Origin of the sequence: Thermolongibacillus altinsuensis, assembly GCF_004341205.1 — a bacterium.
Lineage (GTDB): Bacteria > Bacillota > Bacilli > Bacillales > Anoxybacillaceae > Thermolongibacillus > Thermolongibacillus altinsuensis.
Map to the genome: position 1 here is coordinate 90015 of NZ_SLUL01000002.1, position 23202 is coordinate 113216.

Annotated in this window: 22 protein-coding genes; 17 read left to right on the forward strand and 5 right to left on the reverse strand. The window is 42.8% G+C overall.

Annotated features, from left to right (window positions below; translation table 11 throughout):
- The first annotated feature begins 224 nt into the window (after window positions 1-224).
- Entirely contained in the window at window positions 225-1196 is a 972-nt protein-coding gene (pta, locus tag EDD69_RS02065; protein WP_132947296.1) for a phosphate acetyltransferase, read from the forward strand.
- 12 nt (window positions 1197-1208) lie between these two features.
- Window positions 1209-2039, forward strand: coding sequence for an octanoyl-[GcvH]:protein N-octanoyltransferase (lipL, locus tag EDD69_RS02070; protein WP_132947297.1), 831 nt, complete (start codon window positions 1209-1211; stop codon window positions 2037-2039).
- A gap of 40 nt (window positions 2040-2079) precedes the next feature.
- Here the strand turns inward: lipL and EDD69_RS02075 are convergent, their stop codons facing one another.
- Window positions 2080-2736, reverse strand: coding sequence for an RsfA family transcriptional regulator (locus EDD69_RS02075; protein ID WP_132947298.1), 657 nt, complete (start codon window positions 2734-2736; stop codon window positions 2080-2082).
- Window positions 2737-2892: 156 nt separating this feature from the next.
- Between EDD69_RS02075 and EDD69_RS02080 the strand changes: the two genes are divergently transcribed.
- The 3 genes from EDD69_RS02080 (at window position 2893) to EDD69_RS02090 (ending at window position 5074) form a co-directional block, all read left to right on the forward strand.
- The gene (locus EDD69_RS02080; protein WP_132947299.1) at window positions 2893-3117 is read left to right on the forward strand and encodes a YuzB family protein; all 225 of its coding nucleotides are present in this window, start codon (window positions 2893-2895) and stop codon (window positions 3115-3117) included.
- A 125-nt stretch (window positions 3118-3242) separates the two neighbouring features.
- Window positions 3243-4541, forward strand: coding sequence for an HD domain-containing protein (locus EDD69_RS02085; RefSeq protein WP_132947300.1), 1299 nt, complete (start codon window positions 3243-3245; stop codon window positions 4539-4541).
- A gap of 14 nt (window positions 4542-4555) precedes the next feature.
- Entirely contained in the window at window positions 4556-5074 is a 519-nt protein-coding gene (locus EDD69_RS02090; protein WP_132947301.1) for a YwgA family protein, read from the forward strand.
- A 43-nt stretch (window positions 5075-5117) separates the two neighbouring features.
- Here EDD69_RS02090 and EDD69_RS02095 read toward each other — a convergent pair whose 3' ends face one another.
- The gene (locus EDD69_RS02095; protein ID WP_424565322.1) at window positions 5118-6401 is read right to left on the reverse strand and encodes an NCS2 family permease; all 1284 of its coding nucleotides are present in this window, start codon (window positions 6399-6401) and stop codon (window positions 5118-5120) included.
- Window positions 6402-6530: 129 nt separating this feature from the next.
- Window positions 6531-6716 carry a 2-hydroxymuconate tautomerase gene (locus EDD69_RS02100; protein ID WP_243643016.1) on the reverse strand — a complete coding sequence of 62 codons (186 nt, stop codon included), beginning with the start codon at window positions 6714-6716 and terminating at the stop codon, window positions 6531-6533.
- Between the two features lie 130 nt (window positions 6717-6846).
- On the opposite strand from EDD69_RS02100, the gene EDD69_RS02105 reads away from it, so the two are divergent.
- Both EDD69_RS02105 and EDD69_RS02110 read left to right on the forward strand, forming a co-directional pair.
- Window positions 6847-7515 carry a site-2 protease family protein gene (locus EDD69_RS02105; protein WP_132947304.1) on the forward strand — a complete coding sequence of 223 codons (669 nt, stop codon included), beginning with the start codon at window positions 6847-6849 and terminating at the stop codon, window positions 7513-7515.
- Window positions 7516-7533: 18 nt separating this feature from the next.
- Window positions 7534-8043, forward strand: coding sequence for a YwhD family protein (locus tag EDD69_RS02110; RefSeq protein WP_132947305.1), 510 nt, complete (start codon window positions 7534-7536; stop codon window positions 8041-8043).
- A 142-nt stretch (window positions 8044-8185) separates the two neighbouring features.
- On the opposite strand, the gene EDD69_RS02115 is transcribed toward EDD69_RS02110, so the two are convergent.
- A complete protein-coding gene (locus EDD69_RS02115) occupies window positions 8186-10240 on the reverse strand; it encodes a transglycosylase domain-containing protein (protein ID WP_132947464.1) in 2055 nt (684 codons plus the stop codon).
- A gap of 189 nt (window positions 10241-10429) precedes the next feature.
- Between EDD69_RS02115 and speE the strand changes: the two genes are divergently transcribed.
- The 4 genes from speE to argS all read left to right on the forward strand — a co-directional run bounded on the left by speE (window position 10430) and on the right by argS (window position 14520).
- Window positions 10430-11257 (forward strand): polyamine aminopropyltransferase, encoded by an 828-nt coding sequence (gene speE / locus EDD69_RS02120; protein WP_132947306.1) that lies wholly within the window; start codon window positions 10430-10432, stop codon window positions 11255-11257.
- Window positions 11258-11273: 16 nt separating this feature from the next.
- Complete coding sequence (gene speB, locus EDD69_RS02125) at window positions 11274-12155, forward strand: agmatinase (protein WP_132947307.1); 882 nt, start codon at window positions 11274-11276, stop codon at window positions 12153-12155.
- A 260-nt stretch (window positions 12156-12415) separates the two neighbouring features.
- Window positions 12416-12847 carry a YwiB family protein gene (locus EDD69_RS02130; protein ID WP_132947308.1) on the forward strand — a complete coding sequence of 144 codons (432 nt, stop codon included), beginning with the start codon at window positions 12416-12418 and terminating at the stop codon, window positions 12845-12847.
- 2 nt (window positions 12848-12849) lie between these two features.
- Complete coding sequence (gene argS, locus EDD69_RS02135; RefSeq protein WP_132947309.1) at window positions 12850-14520, forward strand: arginine--tRNA ligase; 1671 nt, start codon at window positions 12850-12852, stop codon at window positions 14518-14520.
- Window positions 14521-14553: 33 nt separating this feature from the next.
- Here the strand turns inward: argS and cls are convergent, their stop codons facing one another.
- Window positions 14554-15744, reverse strand: coding sequence for a cardiolipin synthase (gene cls / locus EDD69_RS02140; RefSeq protein WP_132947310.1), 1191 nt, complete (start codon window positions 15742-15744; stop codon window positions 14554-14556).
- 146 nt (window positions 15745-15890) lie between these two features.
- Here cls and EDD69_RS02145 point away from each other — a divergent pair, with 146 nt between their 5' ends.
- From EDD69_RS02145 to EDD69_RS02170, 6 genes are all read left to right on the forward strand, one after another.
- Window positions 15891-17990 (forward strand): (Fe-S)-binding protein, encoded by a 2100-nt coding sequence (locus EDD69_RS02145; protein ID WP_424565323.1) that lies wholly within the window; start codon window positions 15891-15893, stop codon window positions 17988-17990.
- Window positions 17991-18187: 197 nt separating this feature from the next.
- A complete protein-coding gene (locus EDD69_RS02150; RefSeq protein WP_132947312.1) occupies window positions 18188-19369 on the forward strand; it encodes an acetyl-CoA C-acetyltransferase in 1182 nt (393 codons plus the stop codon).
- A gap of 15 nt (window positions 19370-19384) precedes the next feature.
- On the forward strand, window positions 19385-20236 hold the full coding sequence (locus EDD69_RS02155) for a 3-hydroxybutyryl-CoA dehydrogenase (protein ID WP_132947313.1): 852 nt from the start codon (window positions 19385-19387) through the stop codon (window positions 20234-20236).
- A gap of 18 nt (window positions 20237-20254) precedes the next feature.
- A complete protein-coding gene (locus EDD69_RS02160; protein ID WP_132947314.1) occupies window positions 20255-21388 on the forward strand; it encodes an acyl-CoA dehydrogenase in 1134 nt (377 codons plus the stop codon).
- A 14-nt stretch (window positions 21389-21402) separates the two neighbouring features.
- On the forward strand, window positions 21403-22542 hold the full coding sequence (locus EDD69_RS02165) for an acyl-CoA dehydrogenase (protein ID WP_132947315.1): 1140 nt from the start codon (window positions 21403-21405) through the stop codon (window positions 22540-22542).
- Between the two features lie 12 nt (window positions 22543-22554).
- Window positions 22555-23181, forward strand: coding sequence for a TetR/AcrR family transcriptional regulator (locus tag EDD69_RS02170; RefSeq protein WP_132947316.1), 627 nt, complete (start codon window positions 22555-22557; stop codon window positions 23179-23181).
- Window positions 23182-23202: the final 21 nt, after the last annotated feature.

Sequence of the window (23202 nt, forward strand, 5' to 3'; positions counted from 1 at the left end):
TCATGTCAACTCCTTCTACATATGTACTATCGGAATTGTATCATATGTTTCATTTTCTTTGCTAGTTTTGCTCTTTTTTAACGGTTAATAAATGAGAAAATGTGACAGAATTATTATAAAAAAAAGACTATTTTCTGTTGGGATGTAATTGATTGCTTTTCAAGTTCAGAATAGTATCCTAATAAGTAGATAAATTTTTTCAATAAATTAAGGAGGAAATTTTTGTGAGCGATCTATTTTCAATTTTAAAGGAGAAAGTAGCGGGAAAAAACATCAAAATTGTGTTTCCTGAAGGATTAGATGAACGAATTTTAACCGCTGTTGGACGTTTAGCGGAGGAAAACATTTTATTGCCGATCGTGATCGGGAATAAAGAGGCGGTAGCCAACAAAGCGAAAGAGCTTGGAGTGACGTTACAGAACGTTGAAATCATCGATCCAGAGCAATACGAAGAAATGGATGCGCTCGTTGCCTCATTTATTGAGCGACGCAAAGGAAAAGTATCGGAAGAAGAGGCGCGCAAAATTTTGTTAGATGAAAACTACTTTGGAACAATGCTTGTCTATGTTGGCAAAGCGGACGGCTTAGTGAGCGGGGCGGCTCATTCAACAGCCGATACGGTTCGCCCAGCGCTGCAAATTATTAAAACAAAACCAGGCATCCGCAAAACTTCCGGTGTGTTCATTATGGTTCGCGGCGATGAAAAGTATGTATTTGCGGATTGCGCGATCAACATTTCTCCAGATAGCCAAGATTTAGCGGAAATTGCGATTGAAAGCGCCAATACGGCAAAGATGTTTGACATCGAACCGCGTGTTGCGATGTTAAGCTTTTCGACAAAAGGGTCTGCGAAATCTCCAGAAACAGAAAAAGTGATCGAAGCGGTGCGCATTGCAAAAGAAATGGCTCCAGATTTGGTATTGGATGGAGAGTTTCAATTTGATGCGGCGTTCGTTCCATCTGTAGCGAAAAAGAAAGCGCCAGATTCTGTCATTCAAGGCGATGCGAACGTCTTTATCTTCCCAAGCTTAGAAGCGGGAAATATCGGCTATAAAATTGCGCAACGCCTCGGTAACTTTGAAGCGGTTGGTCCAATTTTACAAGGGCTAAACAAACCGGTGAACGACTTATCACGCGGATGCAGCGCAGAAGATGTATACAAACTTTCGTTAATTACTGCCGCTCAAGCGCTATAAAGTGGCGATGCGATGATGAGCGAGCTTTTAAAGCAACCGACATGGAGAATCATTGATCATTCTAGTTTAGGCTACCATTTTGATGCAAAACAGTCTTTTGCGTTTGATGATGCGCTTTGCGAGGCAGTTGGGAGCGGTCGGTCTGAACCGATTGTGCGCATGTGGGTGCATCATCAAACCGTTGTGTTAGGCATTCAAGATACGAAGTTGCCTTATTTAGATAAAGGGGTTCGCTTGTTGCGTGAAAAAGGATGGAATGTCATCGTACGCAATTCAGGAGGTTTAGCCGTCGTTTTAGACGAAGGGGTATTGAATGTTTCGCTCATTTTCCCAGACACGAAAAAAGGAATCGATATTGACCGGGGATATGAAGCGATGGCGCAACTTGTTCAGTATATGCTGGCTCCTTACGGTGCAGAAGTGAAAGCGGGCGAAGTGGTTGGTTCGTATTGTCCAGGTAGCTTTGATTTAAGCATTCATGGCAAAAAGTTTGCGGGGATTTCGCAACGCCGTCTGCGCGGTGGAGTGGCTGTGCAAATTTATTTATGCGCAAGCGGAAGCGGAGCAGAGCGCGCCGAACTCATCCAACAATTTTATGAGCACGCTCTTTCTGGGGAACAAACAAAATTTGTTTACCCGACGGTCGTTCCTGAAACGATGGCGTCGTTAACCGAATTATTAAAAGAAGAAATAACCGTGCAAACGCTCATCTTACGTTTATTTCAGGCGCTTCAATCGCGTGGGAGCAACCTTGTTTCTTCCTCGTTAACGCCTGAAGAATGGGAACGATATGAACTGTATTGGCAGCGAATCGTTGAACGAAACGAAAAAGTGTTGAAATGATAAAAAAGAGCTGTCTCTTGTATCAAGAGACAGCTTCTTCTTATTCCGCAATTCTTTCAATTTTTTCTAGATTGCCATTCTTGTCCATTTTGAAGACCGTTGGCGAATGTTCTTCCTCTTCGGAAAGCACCATTTTTCTTGCACGGTTCATAATTCTCATTAATGTTTCATAGTCTTCCTGCATGGTAGAAGCATTTTGCTCTAATTCATTCACTCTCTTTTCTAACTCTTTGTTTCTGCTGTTTATTTCGTTTAGCTCCTTTTTTAATCTGTCATTTTCAATGCGCAGCGTTTCTTGGCTTGTATACGTTCTCTTTAACGTATGCAAAAACGAGATGACATGATCAAGTGTGAGACCATTTGTTTCTTCTGCTTCCGCATGCAATGGCTCTGCACTGATTTCTTCCAGTGTTGGAACAGGCGGATGATACAGTAACCGTTTGCGAACGGCTTGCTGTTTTCCGAGCGCACGTTGACGCTGTTTTCGATATTTTTTCGCCATTTGCAGCGCTTCTTCATAGCGCTGACGTACCACCGCATTCCAGCGAAAGCCGCAAGCAGCGGACGTGCGATTCAATTTATCTCCCACTTCTTCAAACGCATTTAATTGTGTGCTTCCTTCGCGTACATGTCTTAACACCGTTTCAGCAAGAAGAAGATCCTCTTCTTCTGTCCATGCATCTTGTCGTAGTTTCATTAAACATTCTCCTTTCACATTCTTTTATTTTCATAATCACCAAAAAAAGAGGAATATATACTATTTTTTTAAGGAAATAGATGTGACTTGCATTGTTTGGACAGAAGCGTTAGAATACACGTTAGCGTCAAAGCGTAAGCAAGGAGGTTGAATGCAATGGCAAACGAATTTCGCGTCTGCAACGATTGTCAAGCAACCAATTTAAAAACGTTGTTGCCTCGTTTGAAAAAATTAGATCCTAACGCAAAAATTGAAATTGGTTGCCAATCTTACTGCGGTCCTGGTCGGAAAAAATCGTTCGCGTTTGTTAATAACCGTCCTGTATCTGCGGCAAACGAAGATGAATTGATCGCCAAGATTGCGGAAAAACTAAAGAAATGACGAAAAATCGCCTTCATCTAGATGCAAGGTGATTTTTTTATATTTTTAGGAAAAATTAAGTATTTGTTTATGTCGATTCACGCTCTATAATAAAGCTATGTTATGAATGGAAGAGGGGAGAAAGATTGTATCCCAACGAAAAATTAAGCGAAGAAAAAGTATTTAAGGATCCTGTGCATCGATATGTTCACGTTCGCGATAAAGTAATTTGGGATTTAATTGGGACAAAAGAGTTTCAACGTCTTCGCCGCATTAAACAGCTCGGGACGACGTACTTAACGTTTCACGGAGCGGAGCATAGCCGTTTTAACCATTCCCTCGGGGTTTATGAGATCGTTCGTCGCATTGTCGATGACGTATTTGATGGCCGAGATGATTGGGATCGGAATGAGCGCTTGCTTTGTTTATGCTCTGCACTTCTTCACGACTTAGGTCACGGACCGTTTTCCCATTCGTTTGAAAAAGTGTTTCATCTCGATCATGAACATTTTACGCGTGCCATTATTTTAGGAGATACGGAAGTGAATGCGGTTCTTCGCCGCGTTTCTGATGATTTTCCGAAAAAAGTAGCCGAAGTCATTGCAAAAACGTATCCAAATAAGTTGGTCGTCAGCTTAATCTCGAGCCAAATTGATGCCGATCGGATGGATTATTTATTGCGTGATGCGTATTATACAGGTGTTAGTTACGGTCACTTTGATATGGAGCGCATTTTGCGCGTCATGCGTCCGCGTGAAGACCAAGTCGTCATTAAACGAAGCGGCATGCATGCCGTCGAAGATTACATCATGAGCCGCTATCAAATGTATTGGCAAGTATACTTTCATCCGGTTACGCGCAGCGCTGAAGTGATTTTAACGAAAATTTTACACCGTGCGAAACATCTCTATTTGGCAGGATATACGTTTCAAACACCTCCTGTTCATTTCCACTCTCTGTTTGTTGGAAACATTCAATTACAAGACTACTTGAAACTAGATGAAGCGGTCGTTCTTTATTATTTTCAACAATGGCAAGACGAAAAAGATGAGATTTTAAGTGATTTATGCCGTCGTTTTATCAATCGAAACTTGTTCAAATACGTCGAATTTCATCCAACGAACGAACAGATGAAAAAGTTAATGGAATTGACAACGCTATTTAAAAAGGCAGGCATCGATCCTGAGTATTATTTAGTTGTCGATTCTTCGTCTGACCTCCCTTATGATTTTTATCGCCCGGGAGAAGAAGAAGAGCGCTTGCCGATTTATTTATTAATGCCAAACGGAGAACTTCGTGAACTATCACGCGAATCCACGATTGTCGATGCGATTTCAGGCAAGCGGCGAACAGACCATAAACTGTACTTTCCGCAAGATTTTCTCGACGATGTATCGACAAAACGAAACATTAAGAAAAAGATTAAAGAAATTTTAGAGGGTTAGGAGATGACGGAACGTTGTTGATCGAGCATGCGAAAATTATGAAAGCCCTTGCGGCAGTTGGGGAAATTGTTGGGAGAAAAAAGCTGCAAAAAATGATTTATATCGCTAAAAAGATTGATTTTCCTTTCTATGAAAAATTTGATTTTCATTTTTACGGTCCTTATTCCGAAGAATTAACGTTGCGCATTGAAGAACTATGCAACTTAGGTTTTTTACATGAAGTGAAAGAGAAAAAAGGCGGTTACTATCAATATCGTTACATGCTGACAGAGTCAGGGGAAGAATTTTTAAGCCATTACGAACTGGACATGCCCCATTTAGAAGATTGCTTGCGTGACATGAACGAACAAAGTGCGCGTTTTTTAGAGCTTGTTTCAACGATTCTCTATTTTGAAGACTTAAGCAAAGAAGAAATAAAAGAAAAAGTATTCACGCTCAAAAGCAAACAACGTTATACGGAAGAAGAAATCGAGCAGGCGCATTCCTATATCGAGCAATTGCGTAGCAAAGTAAAAAAAGAAGTCCGCACCTAATGGCGAGGACTTCTTTTTACGTTTTGGCGTTTATCGCGGCGTCTTAATGAGGTAAAAACGCCAGTTGATAGAAGAACAATACCGCAAAAAGATAGACGAGCGGATGGACTTCGCGCCATTTTCCGCGCGTTATTTTTAGAAGCGGATAAGAGATAAAGCCTAATGCGATTCCTGTTGCGATGCTGGATGTAAGCGGCATGCTCAAGATGATCAGAAATGCCGGGAACGCTTCATCTAACTCGTCCCATTTAATGTGAGAGATGCTGCTGATCATTAAGCTTCCGACAATGATGAGGGCAGGCGCCGTAATCGCGGCAATTCCGGAAACCGCACCGACAAGCGGGCCGAAAAAGGCGGAGACGGCAAATAGCACAGCGACCGTTAAAGCGGTTAATCCTGTGCGCCCTCCAGCGGCTACTCCGGCAGAAGATTCAATGTAAGCGCAAGTCGGGCTTGTTCCAAATATTGCGCCAACGGTTGTCGCGATCGAGTCAGCTAAAAGCGCTTCGCGGGCGCGTGGCATCGTATTCCCTTTCATTAAGCCTGCCTGCTGCGCAACGCCAATCATCGTTCCTGTTGTATCGAAAATGGTGACGAGCAAGAACGAAAAGACAACCGCGTACAGTCCATATTGCACAACATCTCCAATGGCTGTCAAAGGATTGACAATGATCAATCCTTCAGGAAGTGAAGGCACAGAAACGAAGCCTTTGTCAAATTTCAATTGACCCGTAAAATAAGCGATGATTCCCGTTACAATCATCCCGAAAAAGAGCGCACCGTTCACGCGAAGCGACATGAAAATAAGCGTAACGGCTAGGCCGATTAATGTAAGAATGGCCGAAGGAGAATGCAAATCGCCTAATGCCACTAAGTTTTGCGGATGAGCTTTAATAATTCCTGTTAAACGTAAGCCGATAAAAGCAATAAACAGGCCGATTCCCGCCGTAATGCCATGTTTTAAGTTGTCTGGAATCGCCTCAATGAGCTTGCGGCGAAACGGCGTTAACGATAAGATCACGAAAATAATTCCTGCGACAAAGACAGCGGAAAACGCCACTTCATACGAAATATTCCCATGCGAGCCGACGACGGAATAAGCGAAATACGCATTCAGTCCCATGCCGGGCGCAATCGCGATCGGATAGTTGGCAAACAGCGCCATCCAAAGCGTTCCGATGACGGTTGCGATAATGGTTGCTGTAAACACTTGCTCAAACGGCACGCCAGCGTCTGACAAAATGACCGGGTTGACGACGACAATATACACCATCGTTAAAAAGGTAGTGAAACCAGCTATAATTTCTGTTTTCGTATTTTGAAACATTTTCATCTCTCCCAAAAAAACGAACATTTTTAAAAACCATATATTATATTATTCGTTTTTTAAGAGATATGCAATAAAAAAATGAAAAAAATAAGGAAGCTGATTCATTAGCTTCCTTCATGATGTGTATTATTCGTCGCTTAAACGTTTTCCGCCGACCGCATAATGATTTTTCGACATTTCTTCGATGAATACGACAATTTTTTCTTTTGGTGCGCCAGTTGTTTCAGCAACCGCTTCCGTTACTTTTTCCACGAGCGCTTTTTTCTGTTCTTCTGTGCGTCCTTCTAGCATTTTGACAGTGACATATGGCATGTTCATCGTCTCCTTGATCTTTTTTTCGACATCCTTATTATACCATCTTCGACACATTTGAAAGTAGTTTTTCTCTTGGTTTTTCGTGTATAATGAACAATTGAGGAAATATATGAAAAGGAGTAGAAAAGTGGAGAACTTTTTAGCATATCCGATTCGAGAAATTCCATATGTCGTGTTGGCTTTAGCGATTGCTTTTTCTGTTCATGAATTCGCCCATGCTTATGTTGCTTATAAATTTGGTGATCCGACGGCGAAACAGCAAGGTCGGTTGACGCTTTCGCCATTGGCGCATTTAGATGTGCTTGGTACATTGCTGATTTTCTTAGCAGGATTCGGTTGGGCGCGACCGGTGCCTGTGAATCGCGGATATTTTCGTCATCCTCGCATCGCAGGTATTCTCGTATCCGCAGTGGGGCCTCTCAGCAACTTGTTGTTAGCGGCGATTGGTTTTGCGCTTTGGTACAGCATGATTCGCTTCGGCTTGTTCGATTTGATCCCGCCGTGGTTTAGCGATGGGCTTTATCAGTTTTTTGAGATTTATATCGGGTTGAATATTTTGCTGTTTGTTTTTAATTTGCTTCCGTTTCCGCCGCTGGATGGCTATCGAATCATTGAAGATTTAGCACCAAACGATCTTCGCGTGAAAATGACGCAGTTTGAAAATTATGGCGCATTGATTTTCCTTATTCTTATTTTCACACCGCTTGATCAATACACGATTCAACCGATTTTCCATACCGCCATTCCGTTCATTGGCCAATGGCTCCAATCGATTTTTGCGACATTAATTTTGTAAAGAAAGGATGAAACCATTTTGGAGCAAAAGAAAAAGCTTGCGTTTAACATTATTAAAAACGAACCGGAAGTGCATGGCAGTTTCGGTGCGGGTGTACTCAGTCTTGCGAACGTGTCTCCTGTCATTATCGACATTGAAGCAGGGGAAGCGTTTATTGATATGGGAGCGATGCATGCGCGCAGCGCGGTTGAAAAAGGAATTAAATTTACCCCTCATCGTGAGGAAGTGCCGAATGGAAAGCCGTACTGGCTCGTGTGGGTAACGGTCGATCATAAAGAAGACGGCCCTTACTATGCGGGGGTTACTGCTTGTGAAATGACGGTGGATCGCGAAGCACGTCGGGGATACAAATCGCTTCCTGAACATGTGAATCGCATGGATAAATCATTAAAGCGCCATATTATTGTTGAACATATGGATGAACGTTCAAAACGAGTGTTGGCGACGTTTTTACAAAATCATAATATCGAGATGTGGAACCGTTCAAGCGAGGAATTGAAACAAAAACTATTAGAAAATAATGGATAATATTTGACAATTTTGTGAACGAAAAGTTGTCAATACTTGTGATTTTGTGGGAAAAGGAGTAAACTAAACCTAGATAAGTAACACATTATAAAACTAGGACGCAAGAATGCCCAAGCTGTTACAGCTTGGGCATTCTTGCTGACTAGAACCAATCAAAGAGGTGTTTAAGCCAAGAGTCTTTTTCTTTTGGTTTTTTCTTTTTCTTCTTTTTTTCATGGAAATGGTCGGTGCAAGATTCTGTCGGTTCCGTTCCAGCAATGTAGTAGCTGAATCGTTTCGTTGGACAAGAGTCTGTGGCTAGCTTTCCATTATGCGGATCGACGTATACGCCGACAACCCCATCCGTTGGTTCAAACGATTTTACTTTTTTTCCTTCTAAACTTTCTTCCATGAAGCGGACCCAAATTTTTTTCGCATATTGTTTTTCTTCTATTTTATCAATCGTTTGATCGCGGTCATATCCTGTCCAAACCCCGGCAACTAATTGAGGTGTATAGCCAATCATCCAACTATCCGTTTTGGTCGTTCCTGATTTTCCTGCATATGGACGGGTGATTTCGCTTATGATGGACTGCCCCGTAACCGTTGAATAGTCGTTTAATGCGGGATCAAACATTCCGGTCATTAAGTGAGTCGTGACGAAAGCGAGATCGGGATCGAGAATTTGTTCGTGTACCGGTTTATGTTCATAAATGACTTTTCCTTCATAGTTCACGATTTTTTTTATAAACACAGGCTCTATTTTTTTCCCGTTGTTAGCGATCGTGCTGTAAGCTTGGACCATGTCGATGACTTTAACAGGTGATGTGCCGAGTGCAAGGGAAGGAACGGCTTTTAGCTTGCTTGTAATGCCTAATTGTTTGGCGGTTTGTACGAGTTCTTCTTGTCCGATCAATAGATGCGTCTTTACTGCAAATACGTTATCCGATAAAGCGATTGCTTGAGCAAGCGTGATGGAGTCGTTTGCATAATAATTATTGAAGTTATGCGGTGTGTACGTCGTTCCATCTTCAAGCGTAAACGTTGTTAATTCGCTGCGCAATTCCGTTGAAGGAGTAAATCCATGCTTAAGCGCTGCGTAGTAAAGAAACGGCTTGAAGGTGGACCCGGGCTGTCGTTCTGCTTGAACAGCGCGGTTAAACGGGCTTTTTGTGTAATCGCGTCCTCCGACTAACGCTTTCACTTCCCCCGTTTTCGGTTCCATCGCTACGAGTGCAGCTTGAATATCGGATTGTTTCGATATGATCGTTTCGATTTGTTTTTCAGCGATCGCTTGCATGTCGACATCGAGCGACGTGTAGACGCGAAGGCCACCCATTTCAATCGTTTCTTCATCCAATCCTAATTTTGTGCGCAAAATCGTTTTAACGACATCTTGAAAATACGGAGCAATCGATTGTGTAAGCATCTCTTGGCCTTTGGAATAGTGAAGACGGACCTTTTCGGCTTCTTTTGCTTCTTTTTCCGAAATAGCTCCGTTTTCGACCATTGAACGGAGAACGATTTTTTGCCGCTCTTTGGCACGCTGTTCGTCTACCAACGGAGAATAATAGCTTGGTCCTTTCGGAATGCCCGCAAGCATTGCTGCTTCAGCGAGGGATAATTCTTTTGCCGATTTGCCGAAATAATAATTGGCGGCGGCTTCAATGCCGTATACACCATGGCCGTAATAGATCGTATTTAAATATCCTTCTAAAATTTGTTCTTTGCTGTAGTTCGCTTCAAGTCGAATCGTATAAATCGCTTCGTTCCATTTTCGGAACCACGTTTTTTCATAGCTTAAAAACAAATTGCGCGCGTATTGTTGCGTAATCGTGCTCGCTCCTTGCACTTTCGCCATCGCTTTGATATCGGCAATGATGGCGGCCATGATCCGCTTAAAATCAAAGCCGTGATGTTCAAAAAACTTCCGATCTTCAATCGATAAAGTTGCTTGGATGGCGTATGGCGAAATGTCTTCCAACGGAACCCAATATCGTTTTCCTCCGTGATGGTTTTCCCCAATTTTTGTTCCATCTTCTGCATAAAAAATCGTCGATTGTGGAACAGCTAAAGGAGGAGCTCCTTTCCATTTCGCAAAGCCGATCAATCCGATCACAAACAAGGTGAGCAACACGGCGGCTATGATGGTGATCAAAATCAGTAGGCGAATATATTTCAACGTTCCTTTGAACCGATTCATTGCGATGATTTCCACTTTCATCACCTCGTTCCTTGCATTGTTCATTGCATTTAAATTTAGTATGAAAAGATTTTTCTTTTTTTAAACGTTTTTCTATTAAGTTTTACTTGAAATTTTGCTAGATTGCTCTATACTTTTTCATGTTTAGTTTTTTAAATTTTAGGAAATGATAAGCGCTGCATCATTTATGAAAGGGTGTTCAAGATGGAACTTTGGTTTACTGAAAAACAAACAGAAAACTTTGGTATTACAGCACGAATTAAACGCACTTTACATACAGAACAAACGGAATTTCAAAAGCTCGACATGGTCGAAACCGTAGAGTTTGGCAACATGCTTATTTTAGACGGAATGGTCATGACCACGCAAAAAGACGAATTTGTTTATCATGAGATGGTTGCTCACGTTCCGTTGTTTACACATCCAAATCCAGAAAACGTTCTCGTTGTTGGCGGTGGCGACGGCGGAGTTATTCGTGAAGTATTAAAACACCCAAGCGTGAAAAAAGCGACGCTAGTGGAAATCGACGGAAAGGTTATCGAGTATTCGAAAAAATACCTTCCTGAGATTGCTGGAAAATTGGATGACCCTCGCGTTGAAGTGAAAGTTGATGACGGATTTATGCATATTGCCCAAAGCGAAAATGAATACGATGTCATTATGGTTGATTCAACTGAGCCGGTTGGTCCAGCGGTCAATTTGTTCACAAAAGGATTTTACGCAGGAATTGCAAAGGCGTTAAAAGAAGACGGCATTTTCGTTGCGCAAACGGACAATCCGTGGTTTAAAGCAGACTTAATTCGCAACGTTCATCGCGATGTTCGCGAAATTTTCCCGATTACCCGCCTTTACATCGCAAACATTCCAACGTATCCGAGCGGTATGTGGACATTTACAATGGGTTCGAAAAAATATGACCCACTTGAAGTAAGCGATGATCGTTTCCATGAAATTGAAACGAAATATTACACAAAAGAATTGCATAAAGCTTGCTTTGTGTTGCCGAAATTTGTTGCTGATTTAGTGAAATAACAGGGGGAGAATGAGCATGCGTTTTGATGAAGCATATTCCGGTAACGTGTTTATTAAAAGCCACCCGAATTTTGAGGAAAGCGAAGCGGTCATTTACGGAATGCCGATGGACTGGACGGTCAGCTATCGCCCTGGTTCTCGTTTTGGTCCGGCGCGCATTCGTGAAGTGTCCATTGGACTTGAGGAGTATAGCCCGTATTTAGATCGTGAACTAGGAGAAGTGAAATATTTCGATGCGGGCGATATTCCGCTTCCATTCGGCAATGCTCAACGCAGCTTAGATCTAATCGAAGAATTTGTTGACCGCGTTTTAGCTGCGGATAAATTTCCGCTCGGTCTTGGCGGTGAGCATTTAGTTTCTTGGCCTGTAATGAAAGCTGTGTATAAAAAATATCCAGATTTAGCGATCATTCATATGGATGCGCATACGGACTTGCGCGAACATTACGAAGGAGAGCCGCTTTCTCATGCAACGCCAATCCGGAAAATTGCCGAGCTGATCGGACCGCAAAATGTTTACTCTTTCGGCATCCGTTCCGGAATGAAAGAAGAGTTTGAATGGGCGAAAGAAAACGGCATGTACATTGCTAAATTTGAAGTGCTAGAGCCGTTGAAAGAAGTGCTTCCAACATTGGCTGGCCGCCCTGTATATGTGACCATTGATATTGACGTTTTAGATCCAGCGCACGCCCCAGGAACAGGTACGGTCGATGCAGGAGGAATTACGTCAAAAGAATTGCTTGCGGCGATTCATGAAATTGCTCGATCCGATGTGCGTGTCGTTGGTGCAGACTTGGTAGAAGTTGCGCCTATTTATGACCATTCCGAGCAAACGGCGAATACTGCAAGCAAACTTATTCGCGAAATGATTCTCGGTTGGGTGCAAAAACGGAAATAATGGAAAATGGAATGTTAAAACCCGCCTTGCGAAAAGGCGGGTTTTATTGTCATAAAACATATTTAACATGTTCACCGAGAAGTCTCCCCCCTCTAAACAACGTGTAGGTGGGAGAGGTTCATAAGCATAGATCCAAACAAGGTGGTCTCTAATAGGGAAAGAGACCACCTTATTTCATGGTTTGGACTCTTGAACATCGCTAAACCATTCCTTTATACTTAAGAAAGTTACAATGTGTTTATTGTAAGGATGTGTCCATCGTGGAAAAAACAAACGGAACTCCGATTTATCTCAAACAAGTCACGGACATTCGAGATGGTCTTCGAAAAGAAACTGTTGTATTTGAAACAAATGGTCTATACTACGTAAAAGGAAGCGCCGTGTATTTAACGTTTGAGGAAAATCAAGAAGTAGGAAAAGTGAAAACAGTTGTCAAAATTAAAGATCGGGAAGTCATGGTGCTTCGCTCTGGTGCGATTCATATGCGGCATGTATTTCGCGAAAGAGATGAAACGACTGGAAGCTATCAAACCTCGTTTGGAAGTTGGACAATGAAAACAAAAACAGATCATATCGAATTTCGATATAACGAAAAAACAAAAAAAGGGCAATTATTTCTATCTTACATACTTGAGATGCAACATGAACAAGTCGGGCGTCATACAATGACGATTACATTTAGGGAGGCGTGAACATGAATATTGTTGAACAAATGAAACAAAAGCTTAAAGAAGAAATTAAAAATGCCGTGCTAAAAGCAAACTTAGCAAAAGAAGACGAACTTCCGGACGTTATTTTAGAAACGCCAAAAGATAAGGCGCACGGTGATTATTCGACCAATATGGCGATGCAGTTGGCGCGCGTGGCGAAAAAAGCGCCGCGAATGATTGCAGAGGAAATCGTTCGTCATTTTGAAAAAGAAGCGGTATCGGTTGAAAAAATTGAAATTGCGGGTCCAGGCTTTATCAACTTTTACATGGATAACCGCTATTTAACAAAATTAATTCCGGAGATTTTAGAGGCAGGCGCTTCTTACGGCGAAACGAACGTCGGAAACGGGCAAAAAGTGCAAGTGGAGTTTGTTTCAGCGAACCCGACTGGAAGCTTACATTTAGGACATGCGCGTGGCGCGGCGGTTGGCGATTCGCTATGCAACATTTTAGAGAAAGCTGGATTTGATGTAACGCGCGAGTATTATATTAACGATGCCGGAAATCAAATTTTGAATTTAGCGAAGTCGGTGGAAGCTCGTTACTTCCAAGCGCTCGGAATCGATAAAGAAATGCCGGAAGACGGCTATTATGGCGATGACATCATTGAGTTAGGCAAAAAGTTAGCCGAAGAGCATGGCGACAAATTCGTGCATATGGATGAGCAAGAGCGCTTGAAATTGTTCCGCGAATACGGCTTGAACTATGAGATGGACAAAATTAAGAAAGACTTGGAAGATTTCCGCGTAAAATTCGATGTTTGGTATTCAGAAACATCTTTGTATCATAACGGCAAAATTGAAAAAGCATTAAACGCTTTGCGCGAAAAAGGGCATATTTATGAAAAAGATGGCGCAACATGGTTCCGTTCGACGACATTTGGCGACGATAAAGATCGCGTTTTGATTAAACAAGACGGCTCTTATACTTATTTGTTGCCGGATATTGCTTATCACCAAGATAAATTGGAACGCGGCTTTGACAAGTTGATTAATATTTGGGGAGCGGATCATCACGGCTATATTCCGCGCATGAAAGCGGCCATTGAAGCGCTTGGTTATGATCCAAACGTGCTTGAAGTGGAAATTATTCAGCTTGTCAGCTTGTATCAAAACGGTGAAAAAGTAAGAATGAGCAAGCGGACAGGAAAAGCCGTAACGATGCGTGATTTGATGGAAGAAGTCGGGCTTGATGCGACACGTTATTTCTTTGCGATGCGCTCAAGTGATACGCATTTAGATTTCGATATGGATTTAGCGGTATCGCAATCGAATGAAAACCCTGTTTATTACGCTCAATATGCGCATGCGCGCGTATGCAGCATTTTGCGCCAAGGACAAGAACAAAACTTGTCGTATGAAGGTGATTTGCAGTTCGATTATATCCAATCGGAAAAAGAGATCGATTTATTGAAGAAGTTAGGGGAATTTCCGTCTGCGGTTGCTGAAGCAGCGTTAAAACGCACACCACATCGCATAACCAACTATATTTTTGATTTGGCTTCCGCTTTGCATAGCTTTTATAATGCAGAAAAAGTGTTAGATGCGGAAAACGTTGAAAAAAGCCGCGCTCGTCTCGCTTTAATGAAGGCGGTGCAAATTACATTACAAAACGCGTTGGCGCTCGTCGGCGTTTCTGCGCCAGAGAAAATGTAACAAAAAGGGCAATCTCGGTTTGAGATTGCCCTTTTATAGTAATGGAGATAGGATGGTCGCAATCGTTTCTTTCACTCGATCCACGATCGTTCGGTTTTGAAAAAATGGCATCGTTAATTTCTCCGATGTTTCGAGATCGCGAGCAATGGCTTCTTTCAATGATTGAATAAATGCTTTGTCATAAATATAGCCGTTCATCTCATAATTAATAAAAAAGCTGCGCTTGTCAAAATTGGCTGTGCCGATATCACAGACTTCATCGTCAATAACGATCACTTTGGCGTGGTAAAAACCGTCGTAAAAGCGATAAATATCGCAATTGGCCTTAAGCAATTGGTGAAAATAGGGCATGGCGGCCTCTTTCACAAACATATGGTCCGCTTGCATCGGAGTGATAATGGTAATATGAACACCGCGTTCCGCTGCGTCTAACAAGGCTTTCATCACTTTTTTTCCGGGGATAAAATAAGGGCTGCCGATGATGATTTCTCGCTTCGCCTGCTTGATCAAATCAATGTATTTTTCTTGCAAGTACATTCCATCCGTCGGGATGAGTTGATGTTTCATCTTCCCTTGTGGTAAAGGGGGGAAGTATGTTTCGGTTTTGCTGAAGGCGACTCCTGTTGCTTGTTTCCAATCCGTTCTAAATTGTGTTTGTAAATCTTGAACTCCTTCACCGACGATTTTTAAGTGGTAATCTCGCCAGTTTCCGAACTTTGGATCTTGACCCATGTACTCTTTGCCGACGTTAAATCCGCCTAGATAACCGATTTTCCCATCAATGACGGTAATTTTTCGATGATTGCGTTCATTTAATTTATAAAAGAAAAAAGGGAAAGATGGTTTATTGCTGAAGGCAAACTGAATGCCGCTTTCTTTTAACGATTGAATGGTCTTTCTCGATAATCCCAAGCTCCCAATCCAATCAACAAGTACACGCACCTCCACCCCTTCTTCTGCTTTTTTCTTTAAAAGATTGAGAAGTTGTTGGCTTACGTCATCGTTTCGAACGATATAAAATAGTATATGAATGTGGTATTTCGCCTGTTTGAGCTCTGCGAAATAATCGTTAAATAGCGCTTCGCCTGTTGTAAATAAAGTAAGATCACTTTGGCGGTTCGGATATTCTTTTTTTTTAAGTGCCGATTTGTATACGCGTTCTCCTAATTTATAATCAAGCATGACAAGTAAAAATAAAATGATCGCAATAAGTAAAATTCTCATTTTTTGTCCCCTCTCAGCTATGATTGTTTAGTATTCCCGCAAGGCAGATAAAAAATGAGAAAAAATATTGACTGAATGCTCATTCATTATATAATGGAAGTAAGTCTATTCAGAAAATTTATTTTATTTTTAAAAAAGGGGGAGAAATGGTGAGCAGCTTATTATGGGCCAACTGGATTGCCTTTTTGCTTGTGACTGCCTACGCCGTCCACTTATTTATTTATTTAGTTCAAACGAGGATGGCTTATATTAAACTCGGTAAAAAAGTCGAGTTTGACGGAAAAGTAAAAGAACGTCTTCAGAAAATATGGGTAAACGTGTTTGGTCAGAAAAAATTATTGAAAGATAAAAAAAGCGGAATCATTCACGTCATGTTCTTTTATGGCTTTATTCTTGTGCAGTTTGGAGCGATTGACTTTATTATCAAAGGATTAGTGCCTGGCGCCCACTTGCCGTTGGGACCGCTTTATCCTGCATTTACATTTTTCCAAGAACTGGTCACACTCATGGTCTTAATCGCTGTTCTTTGGGCGTTTCACCGTCGTTATATCGAAAAGCTTGTTCGCTTAAAGCGCGATTTTAAAGCGGGATTGGTGCTTATTTTTATCGGTGGATTAATGCTTTCTGTTTTATTTGGCAATGGAATGAGCCGCATTTGGCATGGCGAAGGGGTTGCTTGGAGTGAACCTGTTGCTTCCGTCGTTGCGAGCTTATTCAGCTGGGTTGGCGAAACGGGAGCGGCTGTTTTGTTTTATGTTGCCTGGTGGGTGCACTTGCTTATTTTGTTAACGTTTTTAGTGTATGTCCCGCAATCGAAGCATGCGCACTTAATTGCGGGTCCGGTCAACGTCTTTTTTAGCCGTCTCACAAGTCCGGGAAAACTAGAGAAAATCAATTTTGAAGATGAAACACAAGAGTCGTTTGGCGTTGGAAAAATCGAGGACTTTAAGCAGACCCAGCTCATTGATTTATACGCTTGTGTTGAATGTGGACGCTGCACAAACATGTGTCCGGCGACAGGAACAGGAAAACTGTTATCGCCGATGGATTTAATTTTAAAATTGCGCGACCATTTGACGGAGAAAGGCGCAGCTATTACATCGCGAGCACCGTGGGTCCCGACATTTGCTTTTGCGAATACGAAAGGAAATCAATTAGCATTGATGGCACAAGGTCAAGGTGTGCAAGAACAAGCGGCGACGATCGAGATGCCTAGCCTAATTGGCGATGTGATCACAGAAGAAGAGATTTGGGCATGTACGACGTGCCGCAACTGTGAAGACCAATGTCCAGTTATGAACGAGCATGTTGATAAAATCATTGATCTTCGTCGCTATCTTGTTTTAACGGAAGGAAAGATGAATCCTGATGCGCAGCGAGCGATGACGAACATTGAACGTCAAGGAAATCCATGGGGATTAAACCGTAAAGAAAAAGAAAATTGGCGCGAGTTGCGCGAAGATGTGCATATCCCGACCGTGAAAGAAATGCAAAAAGCGGGAGAAGAGTTTGAATATTTATTCTGGGTTGGTTCAATGGGCTCGTTTGATAATCGCAGCCAAAAAATTGCGTTAGCCTTTGCACGACTTCTAAATGAAGCGGGAGTCAAGTTTGCGATTTTAGGAAATAAAGAGAAAAACTCAGGCGATACGCCGCGTCGTTTAGGAAATGAATTTTTATTCCAAGAATTAGCGGCTGCCAATATTGCTGAATTTGAAAAAGCGGGCGTGAAAAAAATCGTCACCATCGATCCGCATGCATATAACACATTTAAAAACGAATATCCGGATTTTGGCTTTGAAGCGGAGGTATATCATCATACAGAGTTGTTAGCAAAGCTAATCGAAGAAGGACGACTCGTTCCGAAATATGAAGTGAATGAAGTCATTACATTCCATGATTCCTGTTACTTAGGACGTTACAACGAAGTATATGATCCGCCGCGTCAAATTTTGAAAGCCATTCCAGGGGTGAAGTTAGTGGAAATGGAGCGCCATCGCGAAACAGGAATGTGCTGCGGAGCGGGCGGAGGGTTAATGTGGATGGAAGAAACAACGAGCAATCGTATTAATGTTGCCCGTACAGAACAAGCGTTAGAAGTGAATCCAACGGTCATCAGTTCCGGCTGCCCATATTGCTTGACAATGTTAACAGACGGAACGAAAGCAAAAGAAGTGGAAGACAAAGTAGCAACGTACGATGTAGCTGAATTGTTAGAAAAAGCGGTATTTGGTCCTGTTCATTAAAATTTTCTAAATAAAATAAATAGTTTTATTTTTTGGAAATATTCAGTATAATAGAATTGCCGACGAGGCGAAAGAAGGTGTACAACGTTGCGTGCGCCTTCTTTATGAACAATTTAATGAACGAGCGTTCGCTCGATATTGTTTTCAATGTTATTGAAAGGGCTTTCTTAACCTGATTAAAAACAAGGGGGATTCAAATGGGGAAAACGGTCATTTTAAGTGGAGTGCGAACACCGTTTGGGAAGTTTGGCGGAAATTTAAGCGCTTTTAGCGCGGCTCAGCTGGGCGGCATCGCCATCAAGGAGGCGTTGCAGCGCGCTTCTGTCAGTCCTGAAACGGTCGATGAAGTTGTTTTCGGAACAGTTTTGCAAGGTGGGCAAGGTCAACTTCCTTCAAGACAAGCCGCGAGAGAAGCTGGTATTCCTTGGGAAGTAAAAACGGAGACAATTAACAAAGTTTGTGCATCTGGAATGCGTGCCGTTACTCTTGCGGATCAAATGATTCGTGCAGGCGATGGAGAAGTGATGGTCGCTGGTGGAATGGAGTCCATGAGCAACGCGCCTTATTTGCTGCCAAAAGCTCGCTGGGGATTGCGCATGGGCGATGGAACGGTGAAAGATTTAATGGTGTATGACGGTCTTACATGTAGTTTCACAGGTGTGCATATGGGGATTTACGGAAGCAATACGGCGAAAGAGTTGGGCATTACCCGTGAAGAACAAGATGCATGGGCATACCGAAGCCATCAGCTTGCGATTGCTGCTATTGAGTCTGGCAAGCTTTCAGAAGAAATTGTGCCGGTAAGCGTACCGCAACGGAAAGGGGACCCGATCACGGTTTCGGTAGATGAATCGCCAAGAAAGGATACATCGCTTGAAAGACTAGCCAAGTTAGCACCTGTCTTTGATCCAACGGGAACGATTACGGCAGGAAATGCACCAGGAGTCAACGACGGAGCCGCTGCTCTCGTGTTGATGAGCGAAGAAAGGGCGCAAAGAGAAGGAAGAACGCCGCTTGCAACGATTTTAGCCCATACAGCGATTGCGGTGGAAGCGAAAGATTTCCCGAAAACACCGGGCATTGTTATTAATGAACTATTGCGAAAAACAGGCAAAACGGTGGATGATATTGATTTATTTGAAATTAACGAAGCGTTTGCAGCTGTTGCGTTAGCGAGTATGAAAATTGCCGGAATTAGCGAAGAAAAAGTGAATGTGAACGGAGGAGCGATCGCACTTGGCCATCCGATCGGCGCAAGCGGAGCGCGCATCATCATTACATTGATTCATGAGCTCAAACGTCGCGGTGGCGGCATTGGTATTGCAGCGATTTGCAGCGGCGGCGGTCAAGGCGATGCGATTATGATTGAAGTTCATTAATGGGGGATGGGAAAAATGAGTATCAAAAAAGTCATGGTGGTTGGTGCTGGGCAAATGGGTTCAGGGATTGCCCAAGTGTGTGCAATGGCGGGATACGATGTTATTTTGAACGATTTAAAGCAAGAATATGTTGAACGTGGAATGGCGACGATTTCTAAAAATTTAGCGCGTCAAGTGGAAAAAGGAAGGATGACGGCGGAAGAAAAAGCGAAAATTTTAGATCGCATCACTTCTTCTGTCGATCTTCAAGATGGAAGCGACGTTGATTTAGTCATTGAAGCGGTCGTCGAAAATATGGAGGTCAAAGCAAAACTCTTCACGCAACTAGATGAAATCACTCCTCCGCATGCCATCTTAGCAACGAACACATCCTCCCTTCCAATCACAGAAATTGCCGCAGCTACGAAACGACCGGAAAAAGTGATCGGCATGCATTTTATGAACCCAGTTCCCGTGATGAAACTTGTTGAAATTATTCGCGGATTAGCGACAGCGGATGAAGTGTACGAAGCGATTGAACAAATGACCAAAACATTAGGAAAAGTTCCGGTAGAAGTGAACGATTTCCCTGGTTTTGTTTCCAATCGTGTGCTTATGCCGATGATTAACGAAGCGATCTATTGCTTATATGAAGGAGTCGCAACGAAAGAAGCGATTGATGAAGTGATGAAGCTCGGGATGAATCACCCGATGGGGCCGTTAACATTAGCGGACTTTATTGGTTTAGATACGTGCTTATACATTATGGAAGTGCTTCATGAAGGATTAGGCGACGATAAATATCGCCCTTGTCCGTTATTAAGAAAATATGTCAAAGCAGGCTGGCTCGGAAGAAAAACAGGACGAGGCTTCTATACGTACGAATAAGGCGAAGGCGGTGGCAGCATGAATTTACATTTTACTGAAGAGCAAGAAATGATGCGCAAAATGGTGAGAGAATTTGCGGAAAACGAAATCGCTCCATTTGTGGAACGAATGGAGCGGGGAGAATTTCCACGTCCGATCATCGAGAAAATGGCTGAACTCGGATTAATGGGCATCACCATTCCTGAACAATACGGTGGAGCGGGCATGGATTTTACTTCTTATATTATCGCGATTCACGAAATTTCAAAAGTAAGCGCGACGGTTGGTGTGATTTTATCGGTTCATACATCCGTTGGCACGAATCCGATTCTTTATTTCGGAACAGAAGAGCAAAAGAAAAAATATGTACCGAAGCTAGCGAGCGGTGAGTATTTAGGGGCCTTTTGTTTGACGGAACCCGGTGCGGGATCAGATGCAGCAAGCTTAAAAACGACGGCGATTCGCCGCGGCGATCATTACGTCTTAAACGGGTCAAAAGTGTTTATTACCAATGGGGGCGAAGCGGATACGTATATCGTTTTTGCCCGCACGAATCCGGAGGAAAAAGGAAGCAAAGGCATTTCGGCATTTATCGTCGAGAAAAACACGCCGGGTTTGATCATCGGAAAAGACGAGAAAAAAATGGGATTGCACGGTTCGCGAACGGTGCAACTCTCGTTTGAAGAGATGAAAGTGCCAGCTGAAAATTTACTCGGAGAAGAAGGCCAAGGGTTTAAAATCGCGATGGCCAATCTCGATGTTGGCCGGATTGGGATTGCGGCGCAATCGCTCGGCATTGCCGAAGCGGCGCTTGAACACGCGATCGCTTATGCAAAAGAGCGCATTCAATTTGGAAAGCCGATTGCCGAGCAGCAAGGCATTGCTTTTAAACTAGCGGATATGGCAACTAATGTTGAAGCGGCGAAACTATTAGTCTATCACGCGGCTTCTTTACGCTCGCGAGGATTGCCATGCAGCAAAGAAGCATCGATGGCAAAATTATTTGCATCGAAAACAGCGATGGATAACGCGATTGAAGCGATTCAAATTTTCGGTGGAAACGGTTACACAAAAGACTATCCGGTTGAGCGCTTTTTCCGTGATGCGAAAGTATGTGAAATTTACGAAGGAACGAGCGAAATTCAACGCCTTGTGATTAGTAAGCAGTTATGAAGGGGGATGGGGAAATGAATTTTCAATTAACGGAAGAGCATGAAATGATTCGAAAAATGGTGCGCGATTTTGCGAAAAATGAGGTGGCACCGACTGCAGCGGAGCGGGATGAAGAAGAGCGGTTTGACCGCGAAATTTTCAACAAAATGGCCGAACTCGGTTTGACAGGAATTCCGTGGCCTGAGGAATATGGCGGAATCGGCAGCGATTATTTAGCCTATGTGATCGCGGTGGAAGAATTATCAAAAGTGTGCGCGTCGACAGGGGTTACGTTATCGGCACATATTTCGTTGGCAAGCTGGCCGATTTATAAATTCGGTACCGAAGAGCAAAAGCAAAAGTATTTACGTGCGTTAGCCACCGGAGAAAAGCTTGGCGCTTATGGACTTTCAGAGCCGGGAGCAGGTTCTGACGTGTCATCAATGAAAACGCGGGCTGTTTTAGATGGAGATCATTATGTTTTGAACGGCTCAAAAGTATGGATTACAAACGGCGGTGAAGCGGAAATTTATATTGTTTTTGCCGTGACGGATCCTGAGAAAAGACATAAGGGAATTAGCGCCTTTATCGTCGAAAAAGGAACGCCGGGTTTTTCGATCGGCAAAAAAGAAAAGAAGCTTGGCATTCGTTCATCGCCAACGACTGAATTGATCTTTGAAGATTGTCGCATTCCGAAAGAAAATCTCCTCGGACAAGAAGGAGAAGGATTTAAAATTGCGATGATGACGTTAGATGGCGGACGAAACGGCATTGCCGCCCAAGCGGTCGGCATCGCCCAAGGCGCTCTCGATGCGGCGATTGAATATGCGAAAGGCCGCGTTCAGTTTGGAAAGCCAATTGCCGAGCAGCAAGGCATCGCTTTTAAATTAGCGGATATGGCAACGAACATCGAAGCGGCACGTCTTTTAACATATCAAGCGGCATGGCTTGAGTCAAACGGTCTTCCGTACGGAAAAGAATCGGCGATGGCCAAATTATTTGCAGGAGATACCGCGATGAAAGTAACCGTTGAAGCGGTGCAAATTTTCGGCGGATACGGATATACAAAAGACTATCCTGTTGAACGTTTTATGCGCGATGCAAAAATTACGCAAATCTATGAAGGAACGCAAGAAATTCAGCGTCTCGTTATTTCAAGAATGCTCACAAAATAAGGTGGGGATGTGATGAAAAAGCGCGAAGTTCCAGCCTCAGTGAAAGATGAGCGCCTCGTGAAAAAGAGGCGCAATCAAATGATTAAAGGGGCGATTACTCTTTTTAAACAAAAAGGATTTCATCAAACAACGACGCGAGAAATTGCGCGCGCCTCTGGATTTAGCATCGGCACGTTGTACGAATATATCCGTAAAAAGGAAGACGTTCTTTATTTAGTTTGTGATCGCATTTATGATGAAGTGCGCGACCGAATGGAACAAGCGATTGATACGAGACAAGGCGATCTCAATAGTTTAAAATTGGCGATTGCCTATTATTTTAAAGTCGTCGATGAATTGCAAGATGAAGTGTTAGTGATGTATCAAGAAGCAAAATCGCTTGGAAAAGATTCATTGCCATATGTATTAAATAAAGAATTGCAAATGGTGGCGATGTTTGAAAATATTTTAAAACGCTGTGTCGGCAATGGGGTTTTTCATTTAAACGAACGAGAAATTCAGTTGTTTGCGCATAACATTTTCGTTCTCGGTCAAATGTGGGGGTTTCGCCGTTGGGCGTTGAAAAAATTGTATACATTAGAAGAATATATTGAAATTCAAACCAAATTGTTGTTAGAGGGAATTATGAAACGCACGTGACACAAAGGGGGAGAGGGAGAG